The organism is Candidatus Mycolicibacterium alkanivorans (assembly GCF_022760805.1).
GTDB classification, from domain to species: Bacteria; Actinomycetota; Actinomycetes; order Mycobacteriales; family Mycobacteriaceae; genus Mycobacterium; species Mycobacterium alkanivorans.
In genome coordinates, this window is the sequence record NZ_JAIVFL010000001.1 from 2,380,130 (window position 1) to 2,403,068 (window position 22,939).

16 protein-coding genes and 2 rRNA genes are annotated in these 22,939 nt (G+C 66.0%); 14 read left to right on the forward strand and 4 right to left on the reverse strand.

What is annotated here, in order from left to right; all coding sequences use genetic code 11:
* Positions 1–44: 44 nt before the first annotated feature.
* From argC to argH, 7 genes are all read left to right on the forward strand, one after another.
* Positions 45–1,094 carry an N-acetyl-gamma-glutamyl-phosphate reductase gene (gene argC, locus K9U37_RS11885; RefSeq protein ID WP_243071859.1) on the forward strand — a complete coding sequence of 350 codons (1,050 nt, stop codon included), beginning with the start codon at positions 45–47 and terminating at the stop codon, positions 1,092–1,094.
* A complete protein-coding gene (gene argJ, locus K9U37_RS11890) occupies positions 1,091–2,311 on the forward strand; it encodes a bifunctional glutamate N-acetyltransferase/amino-acid acetyltransferase ArgJ (RefSeq protein WP_243071860.1) in 1,221 nt (406 codons plus the stop codon). Before argC ends, argJ begins: the two co-directional genes overlap by 4 nt.
* The gene (gene argB, locus K9U37_RS11895) at positions 2,308–3,177 is read left to right on the forward strand and encodes an acetylglutamate kinase (protein ID WP_243071861.1); all 870 of its coding nucleotides are present in this window, start codon (positions 2,308–2,310) and stop codon (positions 3,175–3,177) included. The genes argJ and argB overlap by 4 nt, the downstream gene beginning before the upstream one ends.
* Entirely contained in the window at positions 3,174–4,358 is a 1,185-nt protein-coding gene (locus K9U37_RS11900; RefSeq protein ID WP_243071862.1) for an acetylornithine transaminase, read from the forward strand. The genes argB and K9U37_RS11900 overlap by 4 nt, the downstream gene beginning before the upstream one ends.
* 46 nt (positions 4,359–4,404) lie before the next feature.
* Positions 4,405–4,890: an arginine repressor gene (locus K9U37_RS11905; RefSeq protein WP_243071863.1), complete on the forward strand. Its 486-nt coding sequence runs from the start codon at positions 4,405–4,407 to the stop codon at positions 4,888–4,890.
* Between the two features lie 25 nt (positions 4,891–4,915).
* On the forward strand, positions 4,916–6,115 hold the full coding sequence (locus K9U37_RS11910; protein WP_243071864.1) for an argininosuccinate synthase: 1,200 nt from the start codon (positions 4,916–4,918) through the stop codon (positions 6,113–6,115).
* 79 nt (positions 6,116–6,194) lie between these two features.
* Positions 6,195–7,604 carry an argininosuccinate lyase gene (gene argH, locus K9U37_RS11915; RefSeq protein ID WP_243071865.1) on the forward strand — a complete coding sequence of 470 codons (1,410 nt, stop codon included), beginning with the start codon at positions 6,195–6,197 and terminating at the stop codon, positions 7,602–7,604.
* Here argH and K9U37_RS11920 read toward each other — a convergent pair.
* Positions 7,594–9,375 (reverse strand): ABC-F family ATP-binding cassette domain-containing protein, encoded by a 1,782-nt coding sequence (locus K9U37_RS11920; RefSeq protein ID WP_243071866.1) that lies wholly within the window; start codon positions 9,373–9,375, stop codon positions 7,594–7,596. The two genes, argH and K9U37_RS11920, sit on opposite strands and share 11 nt — an antisense overlap.
* A gap of 119 nt (positions 9,376–9,494) precedes the next feature.
* Here K9U37_RS11920 and K9U37_RS11925 point away from each other — a divergent pair, with 119 nt between their 5' ends.
* From K9U37_RS11925 to K9U37_RS11935, 3 genes are all read left to right on the forward strand, one after another.
* A complete protein-coding gene (locus tag K9U37_RS11925) occupies positions 9,495–12,473 on the forward strand; it encodes an acyl-CoA synthetase (RefSeq protein ID WP_372489505.1) in 2,979 nt (992 codons plus the stop codon).
* Positions 12,474–12,604: 131 nt separating this feature from the next.
* Positions 12,605–13,096, forward strand: coding sequence for a hypothetical protein (locus tag K9U37_RS11930; RefSeq protein ID WP_243071867.1), 492 nt, complete (start codon positions 12,605–12,607; stop codon positions 13,094–13,096).
* An 8-nt stretch (positions 13,097–13,104) separates the two neighbouring features.
* Positions 13,105–13,305, forward strand: coding sequence for a Trm112 family protein (locus K9U37_RS11935; protein WP_243071868.1), 201 nt, complete (start codon positions 13,105–13,107; stop codon positions 13,303–13,305).
* 51 nt (positions 13,306–13,356) lie between these two features.
* Here K9U37_RS11935 and K9U37_RS11940 read toward each other — a convergent pair whose 3' ends face one another.
* From K9U37_RS11940 to K9U37_RS11950, 3 genes are read right to left on the reverse strand one after another with little or no spacing between them, the layout of a single operon-like run.
* Entirely contained in the window at positions 13,357–13,944 is a 588-nt protein-coding gene (locus tag K9U37_RS11940; RefSeq protein ID WP_243071869.1) for a TetR/AcrR family transcriptional regulator, read from the reverse strand.
* A complete protein-coding gene (locus tag K9U37_RS11945) occupies positions 13,941–14,759 on the reverse strand; it encodes an ABC transporter permease (RefSeq protein WP_243071870.1) in 819 nt (272 codons plus the stop codon). Before K9U37_RS11945 ends, K9U37_RS11940 begins: the two co-directional genes overlap by 4 nt.
* Positions 14,693–15,430: an ABC transporter ATP-binding protein gene (locus K9U37_RS11950; protein WP_243071871.1), complete on the reverse strand. Its 738-nt coding sequence runs from the start codon at positions 15,428–15,430 to the stop codon at positions 14,693–14,695. Before K9U37_RS11950 ends, K9U37_RS11945 begins: the two co-directional genes overlap by 67 nt.
* Positions 15,431–15,514: 84 nt before the next feature.
* Here K9U37_RS11950 and K9U37_RS11955 point away from each other — a divergent pair, with 84 nt between their 5' ends.
* The 4 genes from K9U37_RS11955 (at position 15,515) to K9U37_RS11970 (ending at position 22,859) form a co-directional block, all read left to right on the forward strand.
* Positions 15,515–16,126: a DNA-3-methyladenine glycosylase gene (locus K9U37_RS11955; protein WP_243071872.1), complete on the forward strand. Its 612-nt coding sequence runs from the start codon at positions 15,515–15,517 to the stop codon at positions 16,124–16,126.
* A 27-nt stretch (positions 16,127–16,153) separates the two neighbouring features.
* Positions 16,154–17,443: a tyrosine--tRNA ligase gene (tyrS, locus tag K9U37_RS11960; RefSeq protein ID WP_243071873.1), complete on the forward strand. Its 1,290-nt coding sequence runs from the start codon at positions 16,154–16,156 to the stop codon at positions 17,441–17,443.
* A gap of 381 nt (positions 17,444–17,824) precedes the next feature.
* Positions 17,825–19,345, forward strand: a 16S ribosomal RNA gene (locus K9U37_RS11965).
* Between the two features lie 391 nt (positions 19,346–19,736).
* Positions 19,737–22,859: ribosomal RNA gene (locus tag K9U37_RS11970) — 23S ribosomal RNA — on the forward strand.
* Together the 16S and 23S rRNA genes form the textbook arrangement of a ribosomal RNA operon.
* Positions 22,860–22,939 lie beyond the last annotated feature (80 nt).

Here is a 22,939-nt window from a genome sequence, read left to right on the forward strand (position 1 = left end):
TCGCGGCGGGGATCTGGAATGAATTTGCATACGGTTGCATAAACATGCAGAATCGCGGGATGACTTCGGTCGCTATTGCCGGTGCCAGCGGATATGCCGGCGGTGAGATCCTGCGTCTGCTGCTCGGCCATCCCGCATGTGCCGACGGCAGGCTGACCATCGGTGCGCTCACCGCCGCGGCCAGCGCCGGCACCCAGCTCTTCGAGCATCACCCGCACCTGCTGCCGCTGGCCGACCGGGTACTGGAGCCCACCGACCTCGACGTCCTCGCCGGGCACGACGTGGTGTTCCTGGCGTTGCCGCACGGCAACTCGGCCGCCCTGGCCGAGCAGCTCGGCGAGGAGACGCTGGTCGTCGACTGCGGCGCCGACTTCCGGCTCACCGACCCCGCCGACTGGGAGCGGTTCTACGGCTCGGCACACGCCGGCACCTGGCCCTACGGGCTGCCCGAACTGCCCGGCGGCCGGGACCGGCTACGGGGCACCAACCGGGTCGCGGTTCCCGGCTGCTATCCCACCGCCGCGCTGCTCGCGCTGCTGCCCGCGGTGGCCGAGGACCTCGTCGAGCCGGCGGTCACCGTCGTGGCCGTCAGCGGCACGTCGGGAGCCGGCCGGGCCGCCACGGGCGACCTGCTGGGTTCGGAGGTCATCGGTTCGGCCCGGGCCTACAACATCGCCGGTGCGCACCGGCACACCCCCGAGATCGCCCAGGGGCTCCGTGCGGTCACCGACCGGCCCGTGACGGTGTCGTTCACCCCGGTGCTCATCCCTACCTCGCGCGGGATCCTGGCCACCTGCACGGCGCGGACCACCGCAACGCTGTCGAAGATCCGCGCCGCCTACGAAAAGGCTTATGGCTCAGAGCTGTTCATCCACCTGCTTCCGGAGGGCCAGCTGCCCCGCACCGGCTCGGTGATCGGCAGCAACGCCGCGCAACTGGCCGTGGCCGTCGACGCCGACGCCGGAGTGCTGGTCGCGGTGTGCGCCATCGACAACCTGGTGAAGGGGACTGCGGGTGCCGCGGTGCAGTCGATGAACCTCGCCTTGGGCTGGCCGGAGACCGAAGGACTGTCGACCGTGGGAGTGGCGCCGTGACGCTCGCGAGTACCAAACTGCTGCGCACCCAGGGCGTCACCGCGCCGGCGGGATTCCGGGCCACCGGAATCGCCGCGGGTATCAAGAAGCCTGCGGCGCTGGACCTCGCCCTGGTGCTCAACGAAGGACCCGACTACGCGGCCGCCGGGGTGTTCACCCGCAACCAGGTGAAGGCGGCGCCGGTGCTGTGGAGCCAGCAAGTGCTGACCACCGGCCGGCTGCGGGCGGTTCTGCTGAATTCCGGCGGCGCCAATGCCTGTACCGGGTCGCAGGGCTTCCAGGACACTCACGCCACGGCGGAGGCCGTCGCCTCCGCTTTGTCCGACTGGGGCACCGAGACGGGACCGATCGAGGTCGCGGTCTGCTCCACCGGATTGATCGGCGACCGGCTGCCGATGGACAGGGTGCTGGCCGGCGTTACCGAAATCGTCCGCGAGCTCGGCGGTGGACTCACCGGAGGAGAGGAAGCCGCCCGGGCCATCATGACCACCGACACCGTGGCCAAACAGGTTGCGCTGCACCATTCGCCCGACTCCGGGCAGAACTGGACTGTCGGCGGTATGGCCAAGGGCGCCGGGATGCTGGCCCCGTCGCTGGCCACCATGCTGGTGGTGTTGACCACCGACGCCGTGGCCGCCGCCGCCGCGCTGGACACCGCCCTGCGCCGGGCCGCGGCCAAGACCTTCGACCGCCTCGATGTCGACGGCAGCTGCTCGACCAACGACACCGTGCTGCTGTTGGCCTCCGGCGCCAGCGAAATCGCCCCGACCCAGGAGGAACTCGACGAGGCCGTGCTACGGGTCTGTGACGATCTGTGCGCACAACTGCAGGCCGACGCCGAGGGGGCGACCAAGCGCATCGCCGTGACCGTCACCGGTGCCCCCAGTGAGGACGACGCTGTCGTCGCAGCGCGGGTGATCGCCCGCGACAGCCTGGTCAAGACCGCCCTGTTCGGTTCCGACCCGAACTGGGGCCGGGTGCTGGCTGCCGTCGGCATGGTCCCGTTCCCTATTGAGCACCAGCGGATCGACGTGTCGTTCAACGGTTTCCCGGTGTGCATCGACGGGGCTGGTGCTGCCGGGGCACGCGATGTCGACCTGTCGGGCCGGGACGTCGACGTCACCGTCGACCTCAAGCTCGGTGAGGCACGGGCCACCATCCGGACCACCGACCTGTCGCACGCCTACGTCGAAGTGAACTCGGCCTACAGCTCATGACTGTCACCACCAACACCAAGGCGGCCGTATTGGCCGAAGCCCTGCCGTGGCTCAAGGCGCTGCACGGCAAGATCGTGGTGGTCAAGTACGGCGGCAACGCGATGACCGATGATGTGCTCAAGGCGGCGTTCGCTGCCGACATGGTGTTCCTGCGCAATGTGGGAATCCATCCGGTGGTGGTACACGGCGGCGGCCCGCAGATCACCGCCATGCTCAAGAAGCTCGGCATCGCAGGCGATTTCAAGGGCGGCTTCCGGGTCACCACACCCGAGGTGCTCGACGTCGCGCGGATGGTGCTCTTCGGCCAGGTCGGCCGCGAGCTGGTGAACCTGATCAACACGCACGGCCCCTACGCGGTCGGACTCACCGGCGAGGACGCCGCGCTGTTCACCGCGGTGCGGCGCAGCGTCAACGTCGACGGCGTGGCCACCGATATCGGCCTGGTCGGCGACGTCGAGCAGGTCAATACCGCAGCGGTGCTGGATCTCATTGCGGCAGGCCGCATTCCGGTGGTCTCCACCATCGCCCCGGACGCCGACGGGGTAGTGCACAACATCAACGCCGACACCGCGGCCGCGGCGCTCGCCGAAGGCCTCGGCGCGGAGAAGCTGCTGATGCTCACCGACGTCGAAGGCCTCTACACCCGCTGGCCCGACCGCGACTCGCTGGTCAGCGAGGTCGACATCGCCACCCTGACACAGCTGCTGCCGAGCCTGGAAGCGGGCATGGTGCCCAAGATCGAGGCGTGCCTGCGGGCAGTGGAGGGCGGCGTTCCCAGCGCGCATGTGATCGACGGCCGGGTGGAGCACTGCGTGCTGGTCGAACTGTTCACCGACGAAGGGACCGGGACGAAGGTGACTTCATGACCAATACCGAGGCCATGCAGCAGCGCTGGCAGTCGGTGATGATGAACAACTACGGCACGCCGCCGGTGGCGCTGGCCACCGGCGACGGCGCGGTGGTCACCGACGTCGACGGCAAGACCTACATCGACCTGCTCGCCGGAATCGCCGTCAACGTGCTCGGCCACCGTCATCCGGCGGTCATCGAGGCCGTCACCACCCAGCTCGACACCCTGGGCCACACCTCCAACCTGTACGCCACCGAACCGGGAATCGCCCTGGCCGAAGCGCTGGTCGACCACCTCGGCGCCGAGGTGCCCACCCGGGTCTTCTTCTGCAATTCGGGTGCCGAGGCCAACGAGGTCGCATTCAAGCTGACCCGGCTGACCGGGCGGACCAAGATCGTCGCCGCCGAGAACGCGTTCCACGGCCGCACCATGGGGGCACTGGCGCTGACCGGTCAGCCCGCCAAGCAGGCGCCCTTCGAGCCGCTGCCCGGATACGTCACGCACGTGCCCTACGGTGACGGCGATGCGCTTGCCGCCGCCGTGGGTGACGACACCGCCGCGGTGTTCCTCGAGCCGATCATGGGCGAGGGCGGCGTCGTCGTTCCCCCGGCCGGCTATCTGGTCGCCGCGCGTGAGATCACCAGTCGCCACGGCGCACTGCTCGTTCTCGACGAGGTGCAGACCGGGGTCGGGCGTACGGGCGCCTTCTTCGCCCACCAGCATGACGGCATCACACCCGATGTCGTCACGCTGGCCAAGGGTCTCGGTGGCGGGCTGCCGATCGGGGCATGCCTGGGGATCGGCCCAGCCGCCGATCTGATGACGCCGGGGTTGCACGGCAGCACCTTCGGCGGCAACCCGGTGTGCACGGCGGCGGCGCTGGCTGTGTTGCGAGTGCTGGCCGCCGGCGATCTGGTGAAACGAGCCGAGGTGCTCGGCAAGACGCTCAGCCACGGCATCGAGTCGCTGAATCACCCTCTGGTCGACCACGTCCGCGGACGCGGCCTGCTGCGCGGTGTGGTGCTGACCGCGCCGCAGGGCAAGATCATCGAGACCGCTGCCCGCGAGGCGGGATTCCTGGTCAACGCCGCCGCTCCGGATGTGATCCGGCTGGCGCCGCCGCTGGTGATCACCGAGGGTCAGATCGACAGCTTCCTGGCCGCACTGCCCGACATCCTCGAAAAGGCAGCAGTATGAGCACCCTTCGGCAATTCCTGCTGCTGGTCTGGCTGCTGGAGCAGCGATGACCACCGAAGTCAGCACCAACCGCGCCGGCAGGCAGGCCAGGATCGTGGCCCTTCTGTCGTCGCAGTCGGTGCACAGCCAGGGCGAGCTCGCCACGCTGCTGGCCGGCGAGGGTATCGAGGTCACCCAGGCGACGCTGTCACGCGATCTGGAGGAACTCGGGGCGGTCAAGCTGCGCGGCGCCGACGGCGGGGTCGGCGTCTACGTCGTCCCCGAGGACGGCAGCCCGGTGCGCGGGGTGTCCGGTGGTACCGAGCGCATGTTCCGGCTGCTCGCCGACCTGCTGGTGTCCACCGACGCCAGTGGCAACCTGACCGTGCTGCGTACCCCGCCGGGGGCGGCGCACTACCTGGCCAGCGCCATCGACCGGGCCGCGCTGCCCGACGTCGTCGGCACCATCGCCGGTGACGACACCATCCTTGTGGTGGCCCGCGAGCCGATGACCGGCGCGGAACTGGCCACCATGTTCGACAACATCCGATAGCGCCCCACAACAAAGGAGACACTTCATGTCCGAGCGCGTCATCTTGGCGTATTCCGGCGGTCTGGACACCTCGGTGGCCATCAGCTGGATCGGCAAGGAGACCGGCCGTGAGGTCGTGGCCGTGGCCATCGATCTCGGTCAGGGCGGCGAGGACATGGAGGTGGTCCGCCAGCGTGCCCTGGACTGCGGTGCCGTCGAGGCGGTCGTGGTCGACGCTCGCGACGAGTTCGCCGACGACTACTGCCTGCCGGCCATCCAGTCCAACGCGCTCTACATGGACCGCTACCCGCTGGTGTCGGCGCTCAGTCGCCCACTGATCGTCAAACACCTGGTGGCCGCCGCCCGCGAGTACGGCGGCGGCATGGTCGCCCACGGCTGCACTGGTAAAGGCAACGACCAGGTTCGCTTCGAGGTCGGATTCGCCTCGCTGGCACCGGATCTGGAGGTACTCGCCCCGGTCCGCGACTACGCCTGGACTCGCGAGAAGGCCATCGCCTTCGCCGAGGAGAACGCGATCCCGATCAACGTCAGCAAGCGCTCACCGTTCTCCATCGATCAGAACGTGTGGGGGCGTGCGGTGGAAACCGGCTTCCTGGAACACCTTTGGAACGCCCCGACCAAGGATGTCTACGACTACACCGAAGACCCCACGCTCAACTGGAACACTCCTGACGAGGTCATCGTCGGTTTCGAGCGCGGCGTACCGGTGTCCATCGACGGCAATCCGGTCACGGTGCTGGATGCCATCGTCGAACTCAACCGGCGGGCCGGCGCGCAGGGTGTGGGGCGGCTGGACGTGGTCGAGGACCGCCTGGTCGGCATCAAGAGTCGGGAGATCTACGAAGCCCCGGGTGCGATGGTGTTGATCACCGCGCACACCGAGCTCGAACACATCACCCTGGAACGCGAACTCGGCCGGTTCAAGCGGCTCACCGACCAGCGCTGGGGTGAGCTGGTGTACGACGGGTTGTGGTTCTCCCCGCTGAAGAGTGCGCTGGAGGCGTTCGTCGCCAAGACTCAGGAGAAGGTGACCGGCGAGATCCGGCTGGTGCTGCACGGCGGTCACATCGCCGTCAACGGCCGGCGCAGCCCGGAGTCGCTCTATGACTTCAACCTGGCGACCTACGACGAGGGTGACACCTTCGACCAGTCGGCAGCCAAGGGCTTCGTGCACCTGCACGGGCTGTCGTCGAAGATCGCCGCGCGCCGGGACCTCAGTTTGTGACGGCCAAACCGACGTTTCGCCGCGATGGTGCGAGTGAATCCCGACAAAACCTCGATCTCGACGCGATGGAATGGCAGGCATGACTACCAACGAGGGCTCGCTGTGGGGTGGGCGCTTCGCCGACGGGCCGGCGCCCGCGCTGGCGGCCCTGAGTAAGTCCACCCACTTCGACTGGGTGCTGGCGCCCTATGACGTCGCCGCTTCCAAGGCCCACGCGAAGGTCCTGCACCGGGCCGGGTTGCTCACCGACGAACAGCGCGACGGTCTGCTGGCCGGGCTGGACAGCCTGGGCGCCGACGTCGCCGACGGTAGCTTCACCCCGCTGGTCACCGACGAGGACGTGCACGGCGCGCTGGAGCGCGGCCTCATCGATCGCGTCGGCGCCGATCTGGGGGGCCGGCTGCGGGCCGGGCGGTCCCGCAACGACCAGGTGGCCACGCTGTTCCGGATGTGGTTGCGCGACGCGATGGGTCGCGTCGCGACCGGCGCACTGGAGGTGGTCTCGGCGCTGGCGACCCAGGCGGCTGCCCACCCGACGGCGGTCATGCCGGGCAAGACTCATCTGCAGGCCGCGCAGCCGGTGCTGCTGGCCCACCACCTGCTGGCTCACGCACACCCGTTGTTGCGCGATGTGGATCGCATCGTCGACTTCGACCGGCGTACCGCGGTATCGCCCTACGGTTCGGGTGCGCTGGCCGGCTCGTCGCTCGGCCTGGATCCAGACGCGATCGCCGAGGAGCTGGGATTCGCTGCGGCAGCGGACAATTCGATCGACGCGACCGCCGCGCGGGACTTCGCCGCCGAGGCGGCGTTCGTGCTTGCCATGATCGCCGTCGACCTGTCCCGGCTCGCCGAGGACATCATCATCTGGAGCACTACCGAATTCGGCTACGTGACCTTGCACGACTCGTGGTCCACGGGCAGCTCGATCATGCCGCAGAAGAAGAACCCCGACATCGCCGAGCTGGCCCGCGGCAAGTCGGGCCGGCTGATCGGCAACCTGACCGGTCTGCTGGCGACGCTGAAGGCTCAACCGCTGGCCTACAACCGCGATCTTCAGGAGGACAAGGAGCCGGTGTTCGATTCCGTCGCCCAGCTGGAGCTCGTGCTGCCGGCGATGGCCGGCCTGGTCGCCACTTTGCGGTTCGACACCGAGCGGATGGCCGCGCTGGCGCCGGCCGGCTACACGCTGGCCACCGACGTCGCCGAATGGCTGGTACGCCGCGGGGTTCCGTTCCGGATCGCACACGAGGCCGCGGGCGCGGCGGTCCGCACGGCCGAGAGCCGCGGAGTCGGCCTCAACGAGCTGACCGACGACGAACTGGCGCAGATCAGCGAGGCCCTGACCCCCGAGGTGCGCGACGTGCTGACCGTGGAGGGCTCGGTGTCCTCGCGCGACGCCCGCGGCGGTACCGCACCCATTCAGGTCGCCAAGCAGCTCGCTGTGGTGCGCGACAGCGCTGACCGGTTGCGAATCGCTACTCGATGAGCTCGGAGAGCTCCAGCCACCGGCTTTCCTTGTCTGCCACGTCGCTTTCGAGCCCGCGTAATTGCTGAGTCAGACGGGTGATCCCGACGTGGTCGGATTGGTCGTGCTCGGCCAGTTCGACGTGTGTGGCGTTGACTCGTTCGGCCAACTTGGCCAAGGCCCGGTCCAGTGCGGCGATCTCCTTCTCGACGTTGCGCAACTCAGCCCCTGACAGTGCCACCGGCGTGCCGGACTCCTCCGCAGGCCGGCCGGTGCCCGCCTGGGCCCGTCGCCGCGCGGCGATGCGCAGGTACTCGTCGACGCCACCGGGGAGGTGGCGAAGATGGCCGTCGATGATCGCGTACTGCTGGTCGGTGATGCGTTCGAGCAGGTACCGGTCGTGGGAGACGACGATGAGGGTGCCGGGCCACGAGTCGAGCAGATCCTCAGTGGCCGAGAGCATGTCGATGTCGACGTCGTTGGTCGGCTCGTCGAGCACCAGGACGTTGGGTTCTTCGAGCAGGGTGAGCATCAGCTGCAGACGCCGTCGCTGTCCGCCGGAGAGCTCGCCCACCCGGGAGGAGAGCTGATCGCGGCGAAAACCCAAGCGCTCCAACAGTTGTGCCGGCGTCAGCTCGCGCCCGTCGACCACGTACCCTGCTTTGAGCCGGCCCAGAACCTCCCGCACCAGGTCACCGGCGATCTCCGTCAGCTGGCTGGACTGCTGGTCGAGCACCGCCAGGCGGACGGTCTTGCCGCGCTTGACCCGGCCGCTGTCCGGGCTCAGCGTCCCGGCGATCAAGCCCAGCAGCGTGGACTTCCCGGCGCCGTTGGCCCCGACGATTCCGGTGCGTTCGCCGGGAGCGATGCGCCACTCGACGTCGCGCAACACCGTCCTGCCGTCGAAGGACACCGATGCGTCGAGCAGGTCGATGACGTCCTTGCCCAGACGCGCGGTCGCCAGCTTGGCCAACTCGACGGTGTTGCGCAGCGGCGGCACGTCGGCGATCAGCTGGTTGGCCGCGTCGATTCGGAACCTGGGCTTGGACGTCCGCGCGGGTGCACCGCGGCGCAGCCAGGCCAGCTCCTTGCGCATCAGGTTCTGCCGCTTGGCTTCGGTGGCCGCCGCGATCCGGTCGCGCTCGACGCGCTGCAGCACGTAGGCCGCGTAGCCGCCCTCGAACGGCTCGACGACCCCGTCGTGCACCTCCCACGTCGTGTTGGCGACCTCGTCGAGGAACCAGCGGTCGTGGGTCACCACCAACAGCCCGCCGGCGCTGCCGGGCCACCGGTTCTTGAGGTGTTCGGCCAGCCAGGTGATGCCCTCGATGTCGAGGTGGTTGGTGGGTTCGTCGAGGGCGATGACGTCCCAGTCGCCGATGAGCAGGGTGGCCAGCTGCACCCGGCGTCGCTGCCCGCCGGACAGCGAGGAGACCGGGGTCTGCCAGTCGATGTCGGAGAGCAGCCCGGCGACGACGTCACGCACCCGGGGATCGCCGGCCCATTCATGCTCAGGCTGGTCGCCGACCAGCGAACTGCCAACGGTACTGCCCGGCTCGAGGGTGTCGGCCTGATCCAGAGCGGTCACCCGCACGCCGCCGCGGCGCGTCACCCGGCCGGAATTCGGGGTGATCCGGCCGGTGAGCATGCCCATCAGACTGGATTTTCCGTCGCCGTTGCGTCCGACGATGCCGATGCGGGCGCCCTCGTTGACGCCGACCGTCACGGAGTCGAGCACCACCTGGGTCGGATACTCGAGGTGGAGGGCTTCGGCCCCCAGTAGGTGTGCCACCGGGACGACCCTATCTGTGGCCGTATCGCCGCTGCCAAAGCGGCCGGAGGCGCACCGGCTCTGTGCCATGATGTGCAGGCTGTCAGGGGCCGTATGCAGCAGCGACGGCGGACAGGGGAGTGGTTGTGGACTTGAACTTGTCGGCGGTCACCAGGCCGGTCGAGCGTCTGATGGCGACTGCCCAGAACGGCTTCGAGGTGCTGCGCTGGGGCGGTCTGGAGACCGGTGTGGTGCCCTCACCGTTCCAGATCGTCGAGAGCAAGCCGATGTACAAGCTCCGGCGCTATTTCCCGCCGGACAATCGGCCCGGCCAGCCGCCCGCGGGGCCACCGGTCCTGATGGTGCATCCGATGATGATGTCGGCGAACATGTGGGACGTCACCCAGGAGGACGGCGCGGTCGGCATCCTGCATGCGGCCGGGATCGACCCGTGGGTGATCGACTTCGGCTCGCCCGACGAGGTCGAGGGCGGGATGGAACGCACCCTCACCGATCACATCGTCGCCCTCGACGAGGCCATCGACACCATCAAGGAGACCACCGGCCACGACGTGCACCTGGCGGGCTATTCGCAGGGCGGCATGTTCTGCTACCAGACCGCCGCCTACCGGCGCAGCAAGGACATCGCCAGCATCGTGGCGTTCGGGGCGCCGGTGGACACCCTGGCCGCGCTTCCGATGGGCATCCCGGCCAATTTCGTGGCGGTGGCCGCCGATTTCATGGCCGACCACGTCTTCAACCGGGTCGACATCACCGGATGGATGGCCCGCACCGGCTTCCAGATGCTCGATCCGCTCAAGACCGCCAAAGCCCGCGTCGACTTCATGCGCCAGCTCCACGACCGGGATGCCCTGCTGCCGCGCGAACAGCAGCGCCGCTTCCTGGACAGCGAGGGCTGGATCGCATGGTCGGGCCCGGCCGTCTCCGAACTGCTCAAGCAGTTCATCGCCCACAACCGGATGATGACGGGCGGTTTCGCCATCAACGGTCAGCTCGTCACGCTGTCCGACATCACCTGCCCCGTGCTGGCGTTCGTCGGCGAGGTCGACGACATCGGTCAGCCGGCGTCGGTGCGTGGCATCAAACGGGCCGCGCCCAGCGCCGACGTCTACGAGGTGACGATCCGCGCCGGGCACTTCGGTCTCGTCGTCGGTTCCAAGGCCGCCACCACGACCTGGCCGACGGTGGCCGACTGGGTGCTGTGGCTGTCCGGCCAGGACCCGCGCCCGGCCAACATCTCACCGATGGAGGACAGCGCCGCCGAACCGGAGGACTCCGGGGTCGCGCTCAGTTCGCGCATCATTCACGGCGTGGCGGAGGCCTCGGGTCTGGCCGTGTCGCTGGTGCGCGGCGCGGCCGACGCGGTCGTCAACGCGAACAAGTCGATGCGGTTGCTGGCCATCGAGACCGCGCGCACCCTGCCGCGCCTGGTTCGCCTGGGCCAGATCAACGACCACACCCGAATCTCGTTGGCGCGCATCATCGATGAGCAGGCCGATGGTGCCCCCAACGGCGAGTTCCTGATCTTCGACGGCCGGGTGCACACCTACGAGGGGGTCAACTGCCGCATCAACAACGTGGTGCGGGGCCTGATCCGGGTGGGTGTGCGCCAGGGTGTGCGCGTGGGCGTGCTGATGGACACCCGACCCTCGGCGCTGGTGGCGATCGCCGCCCTGTCCCGGCTCGGCGCGGTTGCGGTGCTGATGCCCCCGGACGCCGACCTCGACGAGGCCGTCCGGCTCGGTGGGGTGACCGAGGTGATCACCGACCCGGGCAATCTCGAGGCCGCCCGCAAGTTGCCCGTCCAGATCCTGGTCCTCGGCGGCGGCGAGAGCCGCGACCTCAACCTGCCCGCCGACAGCGGCGTCATCGACATGGAGAAGATCGATCCGGACACCGTGGCGCTGCCCGGGTGGTACCGGCCCAACCCCGGCCTGGCGCGGGACCTCGCGTTCGTCGCATTCAGCACGATCGGCGGGGAACTGGTCCCCAAACAGATCACCAACTACCGCTGGGCGTTGTCGGCGTTCGGGACGGCCTCGGCCGCGGCGCTGGGCCGCAGCGACACGGTCTACTGCCTGACCCCGCTGCACCACCAGTCCGGGCTGTTGGTGAGCCTGGGCGGGGCCGTCGTCGGCGGCGCCCGCATCGCCCTGTCGCGCGGGCTGCAGCCGGACCGGTTCGCCGCCGAGATCCGCCGGTACGGTGTCACCGTCGTGTCCTACACGTGGGCGATGCTGCGCGAACTCATCGAAGATCCGGCCTTCACGCCGCACCGCAACCACCCGGTCCGGCTGTTCATCGGCTCCGGTATGCCCACCGGTCTGTGGCAGCGGGTCGTCGATGCCTTCACTCCGGCCAACATCGTGGAGTTCTTCGCCACGACGGACGGGCAGACGGTGCTGGCGAATGTGGCCGGCGCCAAGGTCGGCAGCAAGGGCCGTCCGCTGCCGGGTGGCGGTGAGGTGGAACTGGCCGCCTACGACCCCGATGACGACCTGATCCTGGAGGACGACCGCGGCTTCGTCCAGGTCGCGCAAGCCAACCAGGCGGGTCTGCTGCTGGCCCGGCCGCGGGGACCGATCGACCCGACGGCGTCGGTCAAGCGCGGGGTGTTCGCCCCCGGCGACACGTGGATCTCCACCGAGTACGTGTTCCGGCGCGACGCCGACGGTGACTTCTGGTTGCTCGGCAACCGCAACACGCTGATCCGCGCCCCGCGCGGGGTGGTGTTTCCCGAGCCCATCACCGAGGCGATGGGCCGCATCGCTGCGGTGGACCTGGCCGCGACGTACGGCGTCGAGGGCCCGGGTGGCACGGTGGCCGTCACCGCCATCACGCTGCGACCGGGGCTGAGTGTGACCGTCGCCGACCTCAGTGAGGCGGTGGCCGCGATGCCGTTCGGGCTCGGCCCGGACGTCATCCACGTGGTGCCCTCGCTGCCGCTCAGCGCCACCTACCGCCCGACGGTCTCCGCATTGCGGGCCGCCGGTGTGCCCAAGCCGTCGCGTAACAGCTGGTATTTCGACGCCGATACGGGAAAGTACACGCGGTTGACGGCCGCGGCACGAGCTGCGCTGGTGGGGTCCCAGAGCTGAGCTTCTGCCCAGGTCGGGCCGCGCTGTTAGGCTCGCCGGTAGGTCGGGGACCCCACGCGTCGGAGGATTGCATGACAACGCAGACACGGAGTCGCTGGCGTCGCAGCGTCAGAGGCACGATGATCAGTGCGGTGACTGCAGGTCTGGTCGCCGGGTTCGGCTCGCAGGTCGCGCTGGCCGACCCGGGCACGACATCGCCGGCCACCCCCACCGCAGCCGCCGCCTCGGATTCGGGCATGCCGCAGTTCAAGAGCGCCGACGAGTTGCTGGCGTACATCGACCAGGAATACGACATGGGCGCCGGCGGTGGTCAGTTGTCCAACCTGATCAAGTCGGTGATGAAGCTGCGCGCCGCGGGCTTCAAGCCGTCCAAGGCCAACGTCGCCGCGATCATCCAGGCGCTGAACTACCGGCCCAACCAGAAGCCGTTGATCGACGCGCTGTCGGACACGCTGGCCTACCAGCAGAAGATCAAGGCGCAGTCGGATCTGCTGCAGCAGGCCCGGGCCGCCCAGAACAACAACAGCGCCGTGATGGGCGCCGGCCAGATGCCCGGCGACAGCAACCCCGGCTTCGGTGGCGGCCAGCAGTCGGCCCCGCCCGCCGCGCCGATCACCCCGTAGTCGCGGCCGTGCTCGACGAGAAGCTCCTGAGCATCCTGGTCTGCCCCGCCGACCGGGGTCCGCTGCTGCTCGCCGACGGCGTGCTCTACAACCCGCGCCTGCACAAGGCCTACCGCATCGAGGACGGGATCCCGGTGCTGCTGGTCGACGAGGCGGTCGACGTCGGCCCCGAGGAGCACGAGCGACTGATGGCCAGCGCTGGCAGTTAACCGGCGATTGTCCTTCTGGGACAGCTGAATTGGGGTAGCGTCGGCTGAACCTCACGGCAGGTCCCCGGTCAGGTAGTGCTGCAGGTTCGGTGCGATGGTTTCAGCGATCTGCTGGGCCGGCAGGGAGGCGAACGGCTCCAGCTTGATGATGTAGCGGGCCATCACCACGCCGACGAGCTGGGAGGCGACGAACTGCACGCGGACGCGGCCGCTGCCCGGCGGATTGTCGACTCGCGGGCCGACCTCGGCGCTGATGACCTCCTGCACGAACGAGCGGAACAGGCTGATGTCGGAGCCGGCCAGCATCGAGCGCAGCGTGGCCACCAGTGCGGCGCCCATCTCCGAGTCCCACAGCGGCAACAGCAACGACGGCAACGCCAGCCCGAGCTCGTCCACCGGTGTCTCGCGGACGGGCCCGAGCAAGGTCATCGGGTCAAGGGGTAGGTCGATGGCCGCGGCGAACAACTGCTGTTTGGTGCCGAAGTAGTGGTGCACCAACGCCGAGTCCACCCCGGCTGCGGCCGCGACAGCGCGAACGGATGTTCTGTCAATCCCATTGGCGGCGAACAACTCTCGGGCAGCTTTGAGAATCCGGTCCCGGGTGTCGGAGGTGCCGGGCGGGCGGCCGGGACGCCTCACGGAGTGCGCCGCCGCAGGGTGGCGGCTGCCAACGCCAGCGCCACGACCGCGAAGGCGAGGACCACGAACATGTCGCGGACGGCGACGTCGGTCAACTCGGCGTGGGAGCTCACCTGCTGCAGCGCCTCCAAGGCGTAGCTGGCCGGCATCGCATTGCTGATCCATTCCAGCCAGGTCGGCATCAGGGCGCGCGGGACGATGATGCCTGCCAGCAGGAGCTGCGGGACGATCACGACGGGCATGAACTGCACTGCCTGGAACTCGGTGCGGGCGAACGCGCTTGCCAGCAGCCCGAGACCTACGCCGAGGACGGCGTTGATCACCGCGATCACGAACACCCAGACCGGGCTGCCCTCGGTGTCGAAGCCCAGCAACCAGAATGCCACCACACACGCCAGGATCGCTTGTGCGGCAGCGGCTATGGAGAACGCGGTGCCGTAGGCGGCCAGTAGATCGAGGCGGCGAAGAGGGGTGGTCAGGATTCGCTCCAGCGTTCCGGATGCCCGCTCACGCTGCATGGTGATCGAGGTGATGAGGAACATCACGAACAACGGGAACAGTCCGAGCAGGATCAGGCATGCGGTGTGGAACGGCGAGGCCGTGCCTGGGCGGGTGGGTATGTCGGAGAACATGAAGTACATCAGCGTGATCACCGCGCTGGGGACCACGAGAATCATTGCGACACTGCGGTGATCGGCTCGCAGCTGGCGCAGGATGCGCGTCGTTGTGGCCAGGTAGGCGCGTGGGCTCAGCCTGCTGACACTGCGGTGGTGTGCCGGATGACGGACAGGAACGCTTCCTCCAGCGACGTGCATCCGGTCTCCTCGCGTAGACGGTTGGGAGTGGTGTGGGCCAGCAGGCGGCCCTCCCGCATCAGCAGCAGGTCGCCGCAATGGTCGGCTTCGTCCATCACGTGGCTGGACACCAACAGCGTTGTGCCGCGGCGGGACAGGGCGCGGAACTGGGCCCACAGATCGGCGCGCAGGACGGGGTCGAGGCCGACGGTCGGTTCGTCGAGCACCAGCAGGTCCGGTTGGCAGACCAGGGCACACGCCAGCGACACCCGGGCCCGCTGGCCGCCCGAGAGGTTGCCGCAGAAGGCTCCGGCATGGTCGCGCAGCCCGACTGAGTCGACGGCCTCGTCGGCGGCGGTGGCGGGTGCGCCGTAAAGGGCGGCGAAGTAACGCACGTTGTCGATGACGCGCAGGTCGTTGTAGATGGTCGGGTCCTGAGTGACGTAACCGACGCGGCGGCGCAGCTGGGGGGAGCCGGCCGGATGACCCAGAACCGTCACCGTCCCGGACGCCACGATCTGGGTGCCCACGACGCAGCGCATCAGAGTGGTCTTGCCACAGCCCGACGGTCCGAGCAGCCCGGTCACCGTACCTCGGGCGATGTTCACCGAGACGTCGCGCAGAGCGATCCGTTTGCCGCGCACGACGCGCAGATGGCGGGCGTGAACCGCCCCGTCGAAGTCGGTCTGCAATTAATCGCCCGATGAACTCATCACATGATGAACACTGCGCGCCTGTGGCCGGCATGTCAATGTCTGCGGGCAGAATCGCCTCACATGACCGCCGCGCAGCTCGACACCGACCCCGTGTCGGCAGCCCGGCTGCTGCTCGGCGGGGTGATCTCCTGCCGGGGGGTCAGTGCGCTGATCATCGAGGTCGAGGCCTACGGCGGCCCGCCGGATGGGCCGTGGCCCGACGCCGCGGCCCACTCCTATCGGGGGCGTAGTGCCCGCAACGCGGTGATGTTCGGCCCGCCGGGTCGACTCTATACCTATCGCAGCCACGGCATCCACGTGTGCGCCAACGTCTCGTGCGGACCTGAGGGCACCGCCGCGGCGGTACTCCTGCGGGCGGCGGCCATCGAGTCCGGTGTCGACGTCGCCCGACACCGTCGCGGCCCGGCGGTCCGGCCGATGGCCCTGGCCCGCGGTCCGGGGAACTTGTGTTCGGCGTTGGCCATCGAGCTGGCCGACAACGGGGTGGACATGTTCGACGTCGCGTCGCCGGTCACCGTTCTGCTCGGCGCGGGTGGCCCGGACAGCTGCGGGCCACGGGTCGGGGTGAGCCAGGCGGCCGACCGGCCCTGGCGGTTCTGGCTCACCGGCCGCCGCGAAGTCTCGGCCTACCGGCGCAGTCCGCGCGCGCCAAGGCCGGGCGCAAGCGACTGAGCGAATCCGATACGGGAAGATCAACCCATGAGCACGACGATCCTCGACGAGTTGGACTGGCGCGGACTGATCGCGCAATCCACCGACATCGACGCGCTCGCTGCCGCGGCAGCGCAGCCACCGATGACGGTCTACGCGGGATTCGACCCCACCGCGCCGAGCCTGCACGCGGGCAATCTGGTGCCGTTGCTCACATTGCAGCGGTTCCAGCGCGCCGGTCATCGACCCATCGTGCTGGCCGGTGGGGCGACCGGGTTGATCGGCGATCCCCGTGATGCCGGCGAACGGACGTTGAACACCGCCGACACCGTGGCCCAGTGGTCGGAGCGGATTCGCGGCCAGCTGGAGCGTTTCGTCGACTTCGACGACTCACCGACCGGTGCGGTCGTCGAGAACAACCTGAGTTGGACCTCACAACTGGGCGCCATCGAGTTCCTGCGCGACGTGGGCAAGCACTTCTCGGTCAACGTCATGCTCGACCGCGACACCATCCGGCGGCGCCTGGACGGCGAGGGCATCTCCTACACCGAGTTCAGCTACATGCTGTTGCAGGCCAACGACTATGTGGAACTGCATCAGCGGTATGGATGCTCGTTGCAGATCGGCGGTTCGGATCAGTGGGGCAACATCATCGCCGGTGTGCGCCTGGTCCGGCAGAGGCTCGGAGCCGGCGTGCATGCGTTGACCGTGCCGTTGGTCACATCTGCCGACGGCACGAAGTTCGGCAAGTCCACCGGGGGTGGAAGCCTCTGGCTGGACCCCGATATGACCAGCCCCTACGCCTGGTATCAGTACTTCGTGAACACCGCCGACGCCGACGTGATCCGGTATCTGCGCTGGTTCACCTTCCTGTCGGCCGACGAACTCGCCGAACTCGAGGCCGCCACCGCCGAACGCCCGCATGAGCGGGCGGCACAGCGCCGGCTGGCCCGCGAGCTCACCACCCTGGTGCACGGACAGGCCGCGACCGAGGCGGTGGAGCACGCCTCGCAGGCCTTGTTCGGCCGCGGCGAACTCTCGCGCCTCGACGAGTCCACCCTGGCCGCGGCGTTGCAGGAGACCTCGGTGGCCCAACTCGAGCCGGGCGGCCCGGACGGCATCGTCGACCTGCTGGTGGCGACCGGGTTGTCGGCCAGCAAGAAGGAAGCCAAGCGGACCATCGCCGAGGGCGGGGTGTCGGTCAACAACGTCAAGGTCGACAGCGAGGACTGGGTGGCACATCCGTCTCAGTTCCTGCACGGCAGCTGGCTGGTGCTGCGGCGCGGGAAGCGGAATATTGCTGGTGTGCGACGCGTTGGGCGATGGCGGACGAGTTGAGAACCTGCTTCTAGCAGGCGATTTGACTCCCCGTTAGCACTCACGTAACTTAATACACGTCGTTGCGACGCGGTCCCGCCGCCGAGCGCGACGGCATCTTCGAGGAATACTCCCGGGCTCCGGGATGTTCCACTGTCTGCTCTACCGGCTCGCGGCGAAAGTCGCGGGGTGGGTTGCGCGGTCGGCGAGGTTGCCGGGTGTTGTTGTTTGAGAACTCAATAGTGTGTTTGGTGGTTTTTGTTTGTTGTTTTTTTGTCATGCCTCTGGGGGGATTTCCCGTCTTCCTGTTGTGGGGTGTGGTTTTTTGATGCCAGTTTTGGTGTCGTTTTGTTAGGTCAGATTTTTCTGATTCGAATTCTGCCGGGTGTGTCCCGGGGTTTTTGTTTGGAGAGTTTGATTCTGGCTCAGGACGAACGCTGGCGGCGTGCTTAACACATGCAAGTCGAACGGTAAGGCCCTTCGGGGTACACGAGTGGCGAACGGGTGAGTAACACGTGGGTGATCTGCCCTGCACTTTGGGATAAGCCTGGGAAACTGGGTCTAATACCGAATATTCCTTGCTGGTCGCATGGCCTGGTGGGGGAAAGCTTTTGCGGTGTGGGATGGGCCCGCGGCCTATCAGCTTGTTGGTGGGGTGATGGCCTACCAAGGCGACGACGGGTAGCCGGCCTGAGAGGGTGTCCGGCCACACTGGGACTGAGATACGGCCCAGACTCCTACGGGAGGCAGCAGTGGGGAATATTGCACAATGGGCGCAAGCCTGATGCAGCGACGCCGCGTGAGGGATGACGGCCTTCGGGTTGTAAACCTCTTTCAATAGGGACGAAGGGTGACTGACGGTACCTATAGAAGAAGCACCGGCCAACTACGTGCCAGCAGCCGCGGTAATACGTAGGGTGCGAGCGTTGTCCGGAATTACTGGGCGTAAAGAGCTCGTAGGTGGTTTGTCGCGTTGTTCGTGAAAACTCACAGCTTAACTGTGGGCGTGCGGGCGATACGGGCAGACTTGAGTACTGCAGGGGAGACTGGAATTCCTGGTGTAGCGGTGGAATGCGCAGATATCAGGAGGAACACCGGTGGCGAAGGCGGGTCTCTGGGCAGTAACTGACGCTGAGGAGCGAAAGCGTGGGGAGCGAACAGGATTAGATACCCTGGTAGTCCACGCCGTAAACGGTGGGTACTAGGTGTGGGTTTCCTTCCTTGGGATCCGTGCCGTAGCTAACGCATTAAGTACCCCGCCTGGGGAGTACGGCCGCAAGGCTAAAACTCAAAGAAATTGACGGGGGCCCGCACAAGCGGCGGAGCATGTGGATTAATTCGATGCAACGCGAAGAACCTTACCTGGGTTTGACATGCACAGGACGCCGGCAGAGATGTCGGTTCCCTTGTGGCCTGTGTGCAGGTGGTGCATGGCTGTCGTCAGCTCGTGTCGTGAGATGTTGGGTTAAGTCCCGCAACGAGCGCAACCCTTGTCTCATGTTGCCAGCACGTCATGGTGGGGACTCGTGAGAGACTGCCGGGGTCAACTCGGAGGAAGGTGGGGATGACGTCAAGTCATCATGCCCCTTATGTCCAGGGCTTCACACATGCTACAATGGCCGGTACAAAGGGCTGCGATGCCGTGAGGTGGAGCGAATCCTTTTAAAGCCGGTCTCAGTTCGGATCGGGGTCTGCAACTCGACCCCGTGAAGTCGGAGTCGCTAGTAATCGCAGATCAGCAACGCTGCGGTGAATACGTTCCCGGGCCTTGTACACACCGCCCGTCACGTCATGAAAGTCGGTAACACCCGAAGCCGGTGGCCTAACCCGTCAGGGAGGGAGCCGTCGAAGGTGGGATCGGCGATTGGGACGAAGTCGTAACAAGGTAGCCGTACCGGAAGGTGCGGCTGGATCACCTCCTTTCTAAGGAGCACCACGAGACTTATGCCCCGCCCACATCGTGTGGGGGTTCGGTGAGCTGAGCGATTCGTTGGATGGGCCTGGCCTGTAGTGGGTTTCAGGTTCTGGTGCGACAACAAACGTGTGGTCTTTCGGGGCCGGCCGCCGGGCACACTATTGGGCTTTGAGACAACAAGCCCGTTGTTCTTCGCCTGCGGGTGGAGAGGATTGTTGTTGCCCCGCTTTTGGTGGTGGGGTGTGGTGTTTGATTTGTGGATAGTGGTTGCGAGCATCGAGCACGCACGAACGTAGACGCGCATGGTGGTGCCGGCTTTTCGGAGTTGGTGTGGCTGTGGGTGGTGGTTGGTGTGTGTTGATGTGCAATTTTTCCTAATCTCATTTTTGGTGTTTTGTGTTGTAAGTGTTTAAGGGCGCATGGTGGATGCCTTGGCACTGGGAGCCGATGAAGGACGTAGGAGGCTGCGATAAGCCTCGGGGAGCTGTCAACCGAGCGTTGATCCGAGGATGTCCGAATGGGGAAACCCGGCACGAGTGATGTCGTGTCACCCGCATCTGAATGTATAGGGTGCGGGGGGGAACGCGGGGAAGTGAAACATCTCAGTACCCGTAGGAAGAGAAAACAAAAGTGATTCCGTGAGTAGTGGCGAGCGAAAGCGGAGGATGGCTAAACCGTGTACATGGTGATACCCGGCAGGGGTTGTGTGTGCGGTGTTGTGGGGTCTGTCATTCCCAGATCTGCCGGTCTGGGCAGCAGTGAGAAAAGAATGTGTTAACCGAAGTGGCCTGGGATGGTCTGCCGTAGTGGGTGAGAGCCCCGTAGGTGAAAACATGTTCTCTGCTGTGATGGGTTCCCGAGTAGCAGCGGGCCCGTGAAATCTGCTGTGAATCTGCCGGGACCACCCGGTAAGCCTGAATACTTCCCAGTGACCGATAGCGGATTAGTACCGTGAGGGAATGGTGAAAAGTACCCCGGGAGGGGAGTGAAAGAGTACCTGAAACCGTGTGCCTACAATCCGTCAGAGCCTTCCACGTTTGTGGTGGGGTGATGGCGTGCCTTTTGAAGAATGAGCCTGCGAGTCAGGGACATGTCGCGAGGTTAACCCGGGTGGGGTAGCCGTAGCGAAAGCGAGTCTGAATAGGGCGTATCCACACAACTGTGTGTGGTGTAGTGGTGTGTTCTGGACCCGAAGCGGAGTGATCTACCCATGGCCAGGGTGAAGCGCGGGTAAGACCGCGTGGAGGCCCGAACCCACTTAGGTTGAAGACTGAGGGGATGAGCTGTGGGTAGGGGTGAAAGGCCAATCAAACTCCGTGATAGCTGGTTCTCCCCGAAATGCATTTAGGTGCAGCGTTGCGTGTTTCTCGCCGGAGGTAGAGCTACTGGATGGCCGATGGGCCCCACAGGGTTACTGACGTCAGCCAAACTCCGAATGCCGGTGAGTCTAAGAGCGCAGCAGTGAGACGGCGGGGGATAAGCTCCGTGCGTCGAGAGGGAAACAGCCCAGATCGCCGGCTAAGGCCCCTAAGCGTGTGCTAAGTGGAAAAGGATGTGCAGTCGCATAGACAACCAGGAGGTTGGCTTAGAAGCAGCCACCCTTGAAAGAGTGCGTAATAGCTCACTGGTCAAGTGATTGTGCGCCGATAATGTAGCGGGGCTCAAGCACACCGCCGAAGCCGCGGCAGCCAACGTGTTGGCTGGGTAGGGGAGCGTCCTGCATCCGGTGAAGCAGCGAAGTGATTCAGCTGTGGAGGGTGTGGGAGTGAGAATGCAGGCATGAGTAGCGATAAGGCAAGTGAGAACCTTGCCCGCCGAAAGACCAAGGGTTCCTGGGGCAGGCCAGTCCGCCCAGGGTGAGTCGGGACCTAAGGCGAGGCCGACAGGCGTAGTCGATGGACAACGGGTTGATATTCCCGTACCCGTGTGTGGGCGCCCCTGACGAATCCATTCTGCTAACCACCCAAAAGGTGGCTGATCGATCCCTTCGGGGAAAGACAGTTGCTGGCTGCGTGGGACCCGGGTGGGTAGTAGTCAAGCGATGGGGTGACGCAGGAAGGTAGCCGTACCAGTCAGTGGTAATACTGGGGCAAGCCGGTAGCGCGACATCGAGGTAAATCCGGATGTCATGTGCGTGAGAGGTGATGCATAGCCGAGTGAGGCGAATTCGGTGATCCTCAGCTGCCGAGAAAAGCCTCTAGCGAGCACACACACGGCCCGTACCCCAAACCGACACAGGTGGTCAGGTAGAGAATACCGAGGCGTACGAGTGAACTATGGTTAAGGAACTCGGCAAAATACCCCCGTAACTTCGGGAGAAGGGGGACCCCCTACTGTCATGGCATTAGCTGCCGGCAGCGGTGGGGGGTGGCACAAACCAGTGAGAAGCGACTGTTTACTAAAAACACAGGTCCGTGCGAAGTCGCAAGACGAGGTATACGGACTGACGCCTGCCCGGTGCTGGAAGGTTAAGAGGACCCGTCAACCCTTCGGGGTGAAGCGGAGAATTTAAGCCCCAGTAAACGGCGGTGGTAACTATAACCATCCTAAGGTAGCGAAATTCCTTGTCGGGTAAGTTCCGACCTGCACGAATGGCGTAACGACTTCTCAACTGTCTCAACCATAGACTCGGCGAAATTGCACTACGAGTAAAGATGCTCGTTACGCGCGGCAGGACGAAAAGACCCCGGGACCTTCACTATAGCTTGGTATTGGCGTTCGATACGGTTTGTGTAGGATAGGTGGGAGACTGTGAAACTCACACGCCAGTGTGGGTGGAGTCGTTGTTGAAATACCACTCTGATCGTATTGGACTTCTAACTTCGGACCGTATATCCGGTCCAGGGACAGTGCCTGGTGGGTAGTTTAACTGGGGCGGTTGCCTCCCAAAATGTAACGGAGGCGCCCAAAGGTTCCCTCAACCTGGACGGCAATCAGGTGTTGAGTGCAAGTGCACAAGGGAGCTTGACTGCGAGACGAACATGTCAAGCAGGGACGAAAGTCGGGACTAGTGATCCGGCACCCCCGAGTGGAAGGGGTGTCGCTCAACGGATAAAAGGTACCCCGGGGATAACAGGCTGATCTTCCCCAAGAGTCCATATCGACGGGATGGTTTGGCACCTCGATGTCGGCTCGTCGCATCCTGGGGCTGGAGCAGGTCCCAAGGGTTGGGCTGTTCGCCCATTAAAGCGGCACGCGAGCTGGGTTTAGAACGTCGTGAGACAGTTCGGTCTCTATCCGCCGCGCGCGTCAGAAGCTTGAGGAAACCTGTCCCTAGTACGAGAGGACCGGGACGGACGAACCTCTGGTCCACCAGTTGTCCCACCAGGGGCACCGCTGGATAGCCACGTTCGGACAGGATAACCGCTGAAAGCATCTAAGCGGGAAACCTTCTCCAAGACCAGGCTTCTCACCCATCCAAGTGGGATAAGGCCCCCCGCAGACCACGGGATCGATAGACCAGACCTGCACACGTAGCAATACGTCAGGGAACTGGCACTAACCGGCCGAAAACTTACAACAACCAACAAAACCCGGAACTGTTGTAACCTCGCAACCACACAACCCCACAACCACACCCCACCACCAAAACACCACGCTCA

Coding starts and splice junctions, on each gene's coding strand:
- K9U37_RS11905 (WP_243071863.1), top strand. CDS start 4,405: ATGACCACCGAAGTCAGCACCAACCGCGCCGGCAGGCAGGCCAGGATC.
- K9U37_RS11945 (WP_243071870.1), bottom strand. CDS start 14,759: ATGCACGTCGCTGGAGGAAGCGTTCCTGTCCGTCATCCGGCACACCAC.
- K9U37_RS11910 (WP_243071864.1), top strand. CDS start 4,916: ATGTCCGAGCGCGTCATCTTGGCGTATTCCGGCGGTCTGGACACCTCG.
- argB (WP_243071861.1), top strand. CDS start 2,308: ATGACTGTCACCACCAACACCAAGGCGGCCGTATTGGCCGAAGCCCTG.
- tyrS (WP_243071873.1), top strand. CDS start 16,154: ATGAGCACGACGATCCTCGACGAGTTGGACTGGCGCGGACTGATCGCG.
- argH (WP_243071865.1), top strand. CDS start 6,195: ATGACTACCAACGAGGGCTCGCTGTGGGGTGGGCGCTTCGCCGACGGG.
- K9U37_RS11900 (WP_243071862.1), top strand. CDS start 3,174: ATGACCAATACCGAGGCCATGCAGCAGCGCTGGCAGTCGGTGATGATG.
- K9U37_RS11955 (WP_243071872.1), top strand. CDS start 15,515: ATGACCGCCGCGCAGCTCGACACCGACCCCGTGTCGGCAGCCCGGCTG.
- argC (WP_243071859.1), top strand. CDS start 45: ATGCAGAATCGCGGGATGACTTCGGTCGCTATTGCCGGTGCCAGCGGA.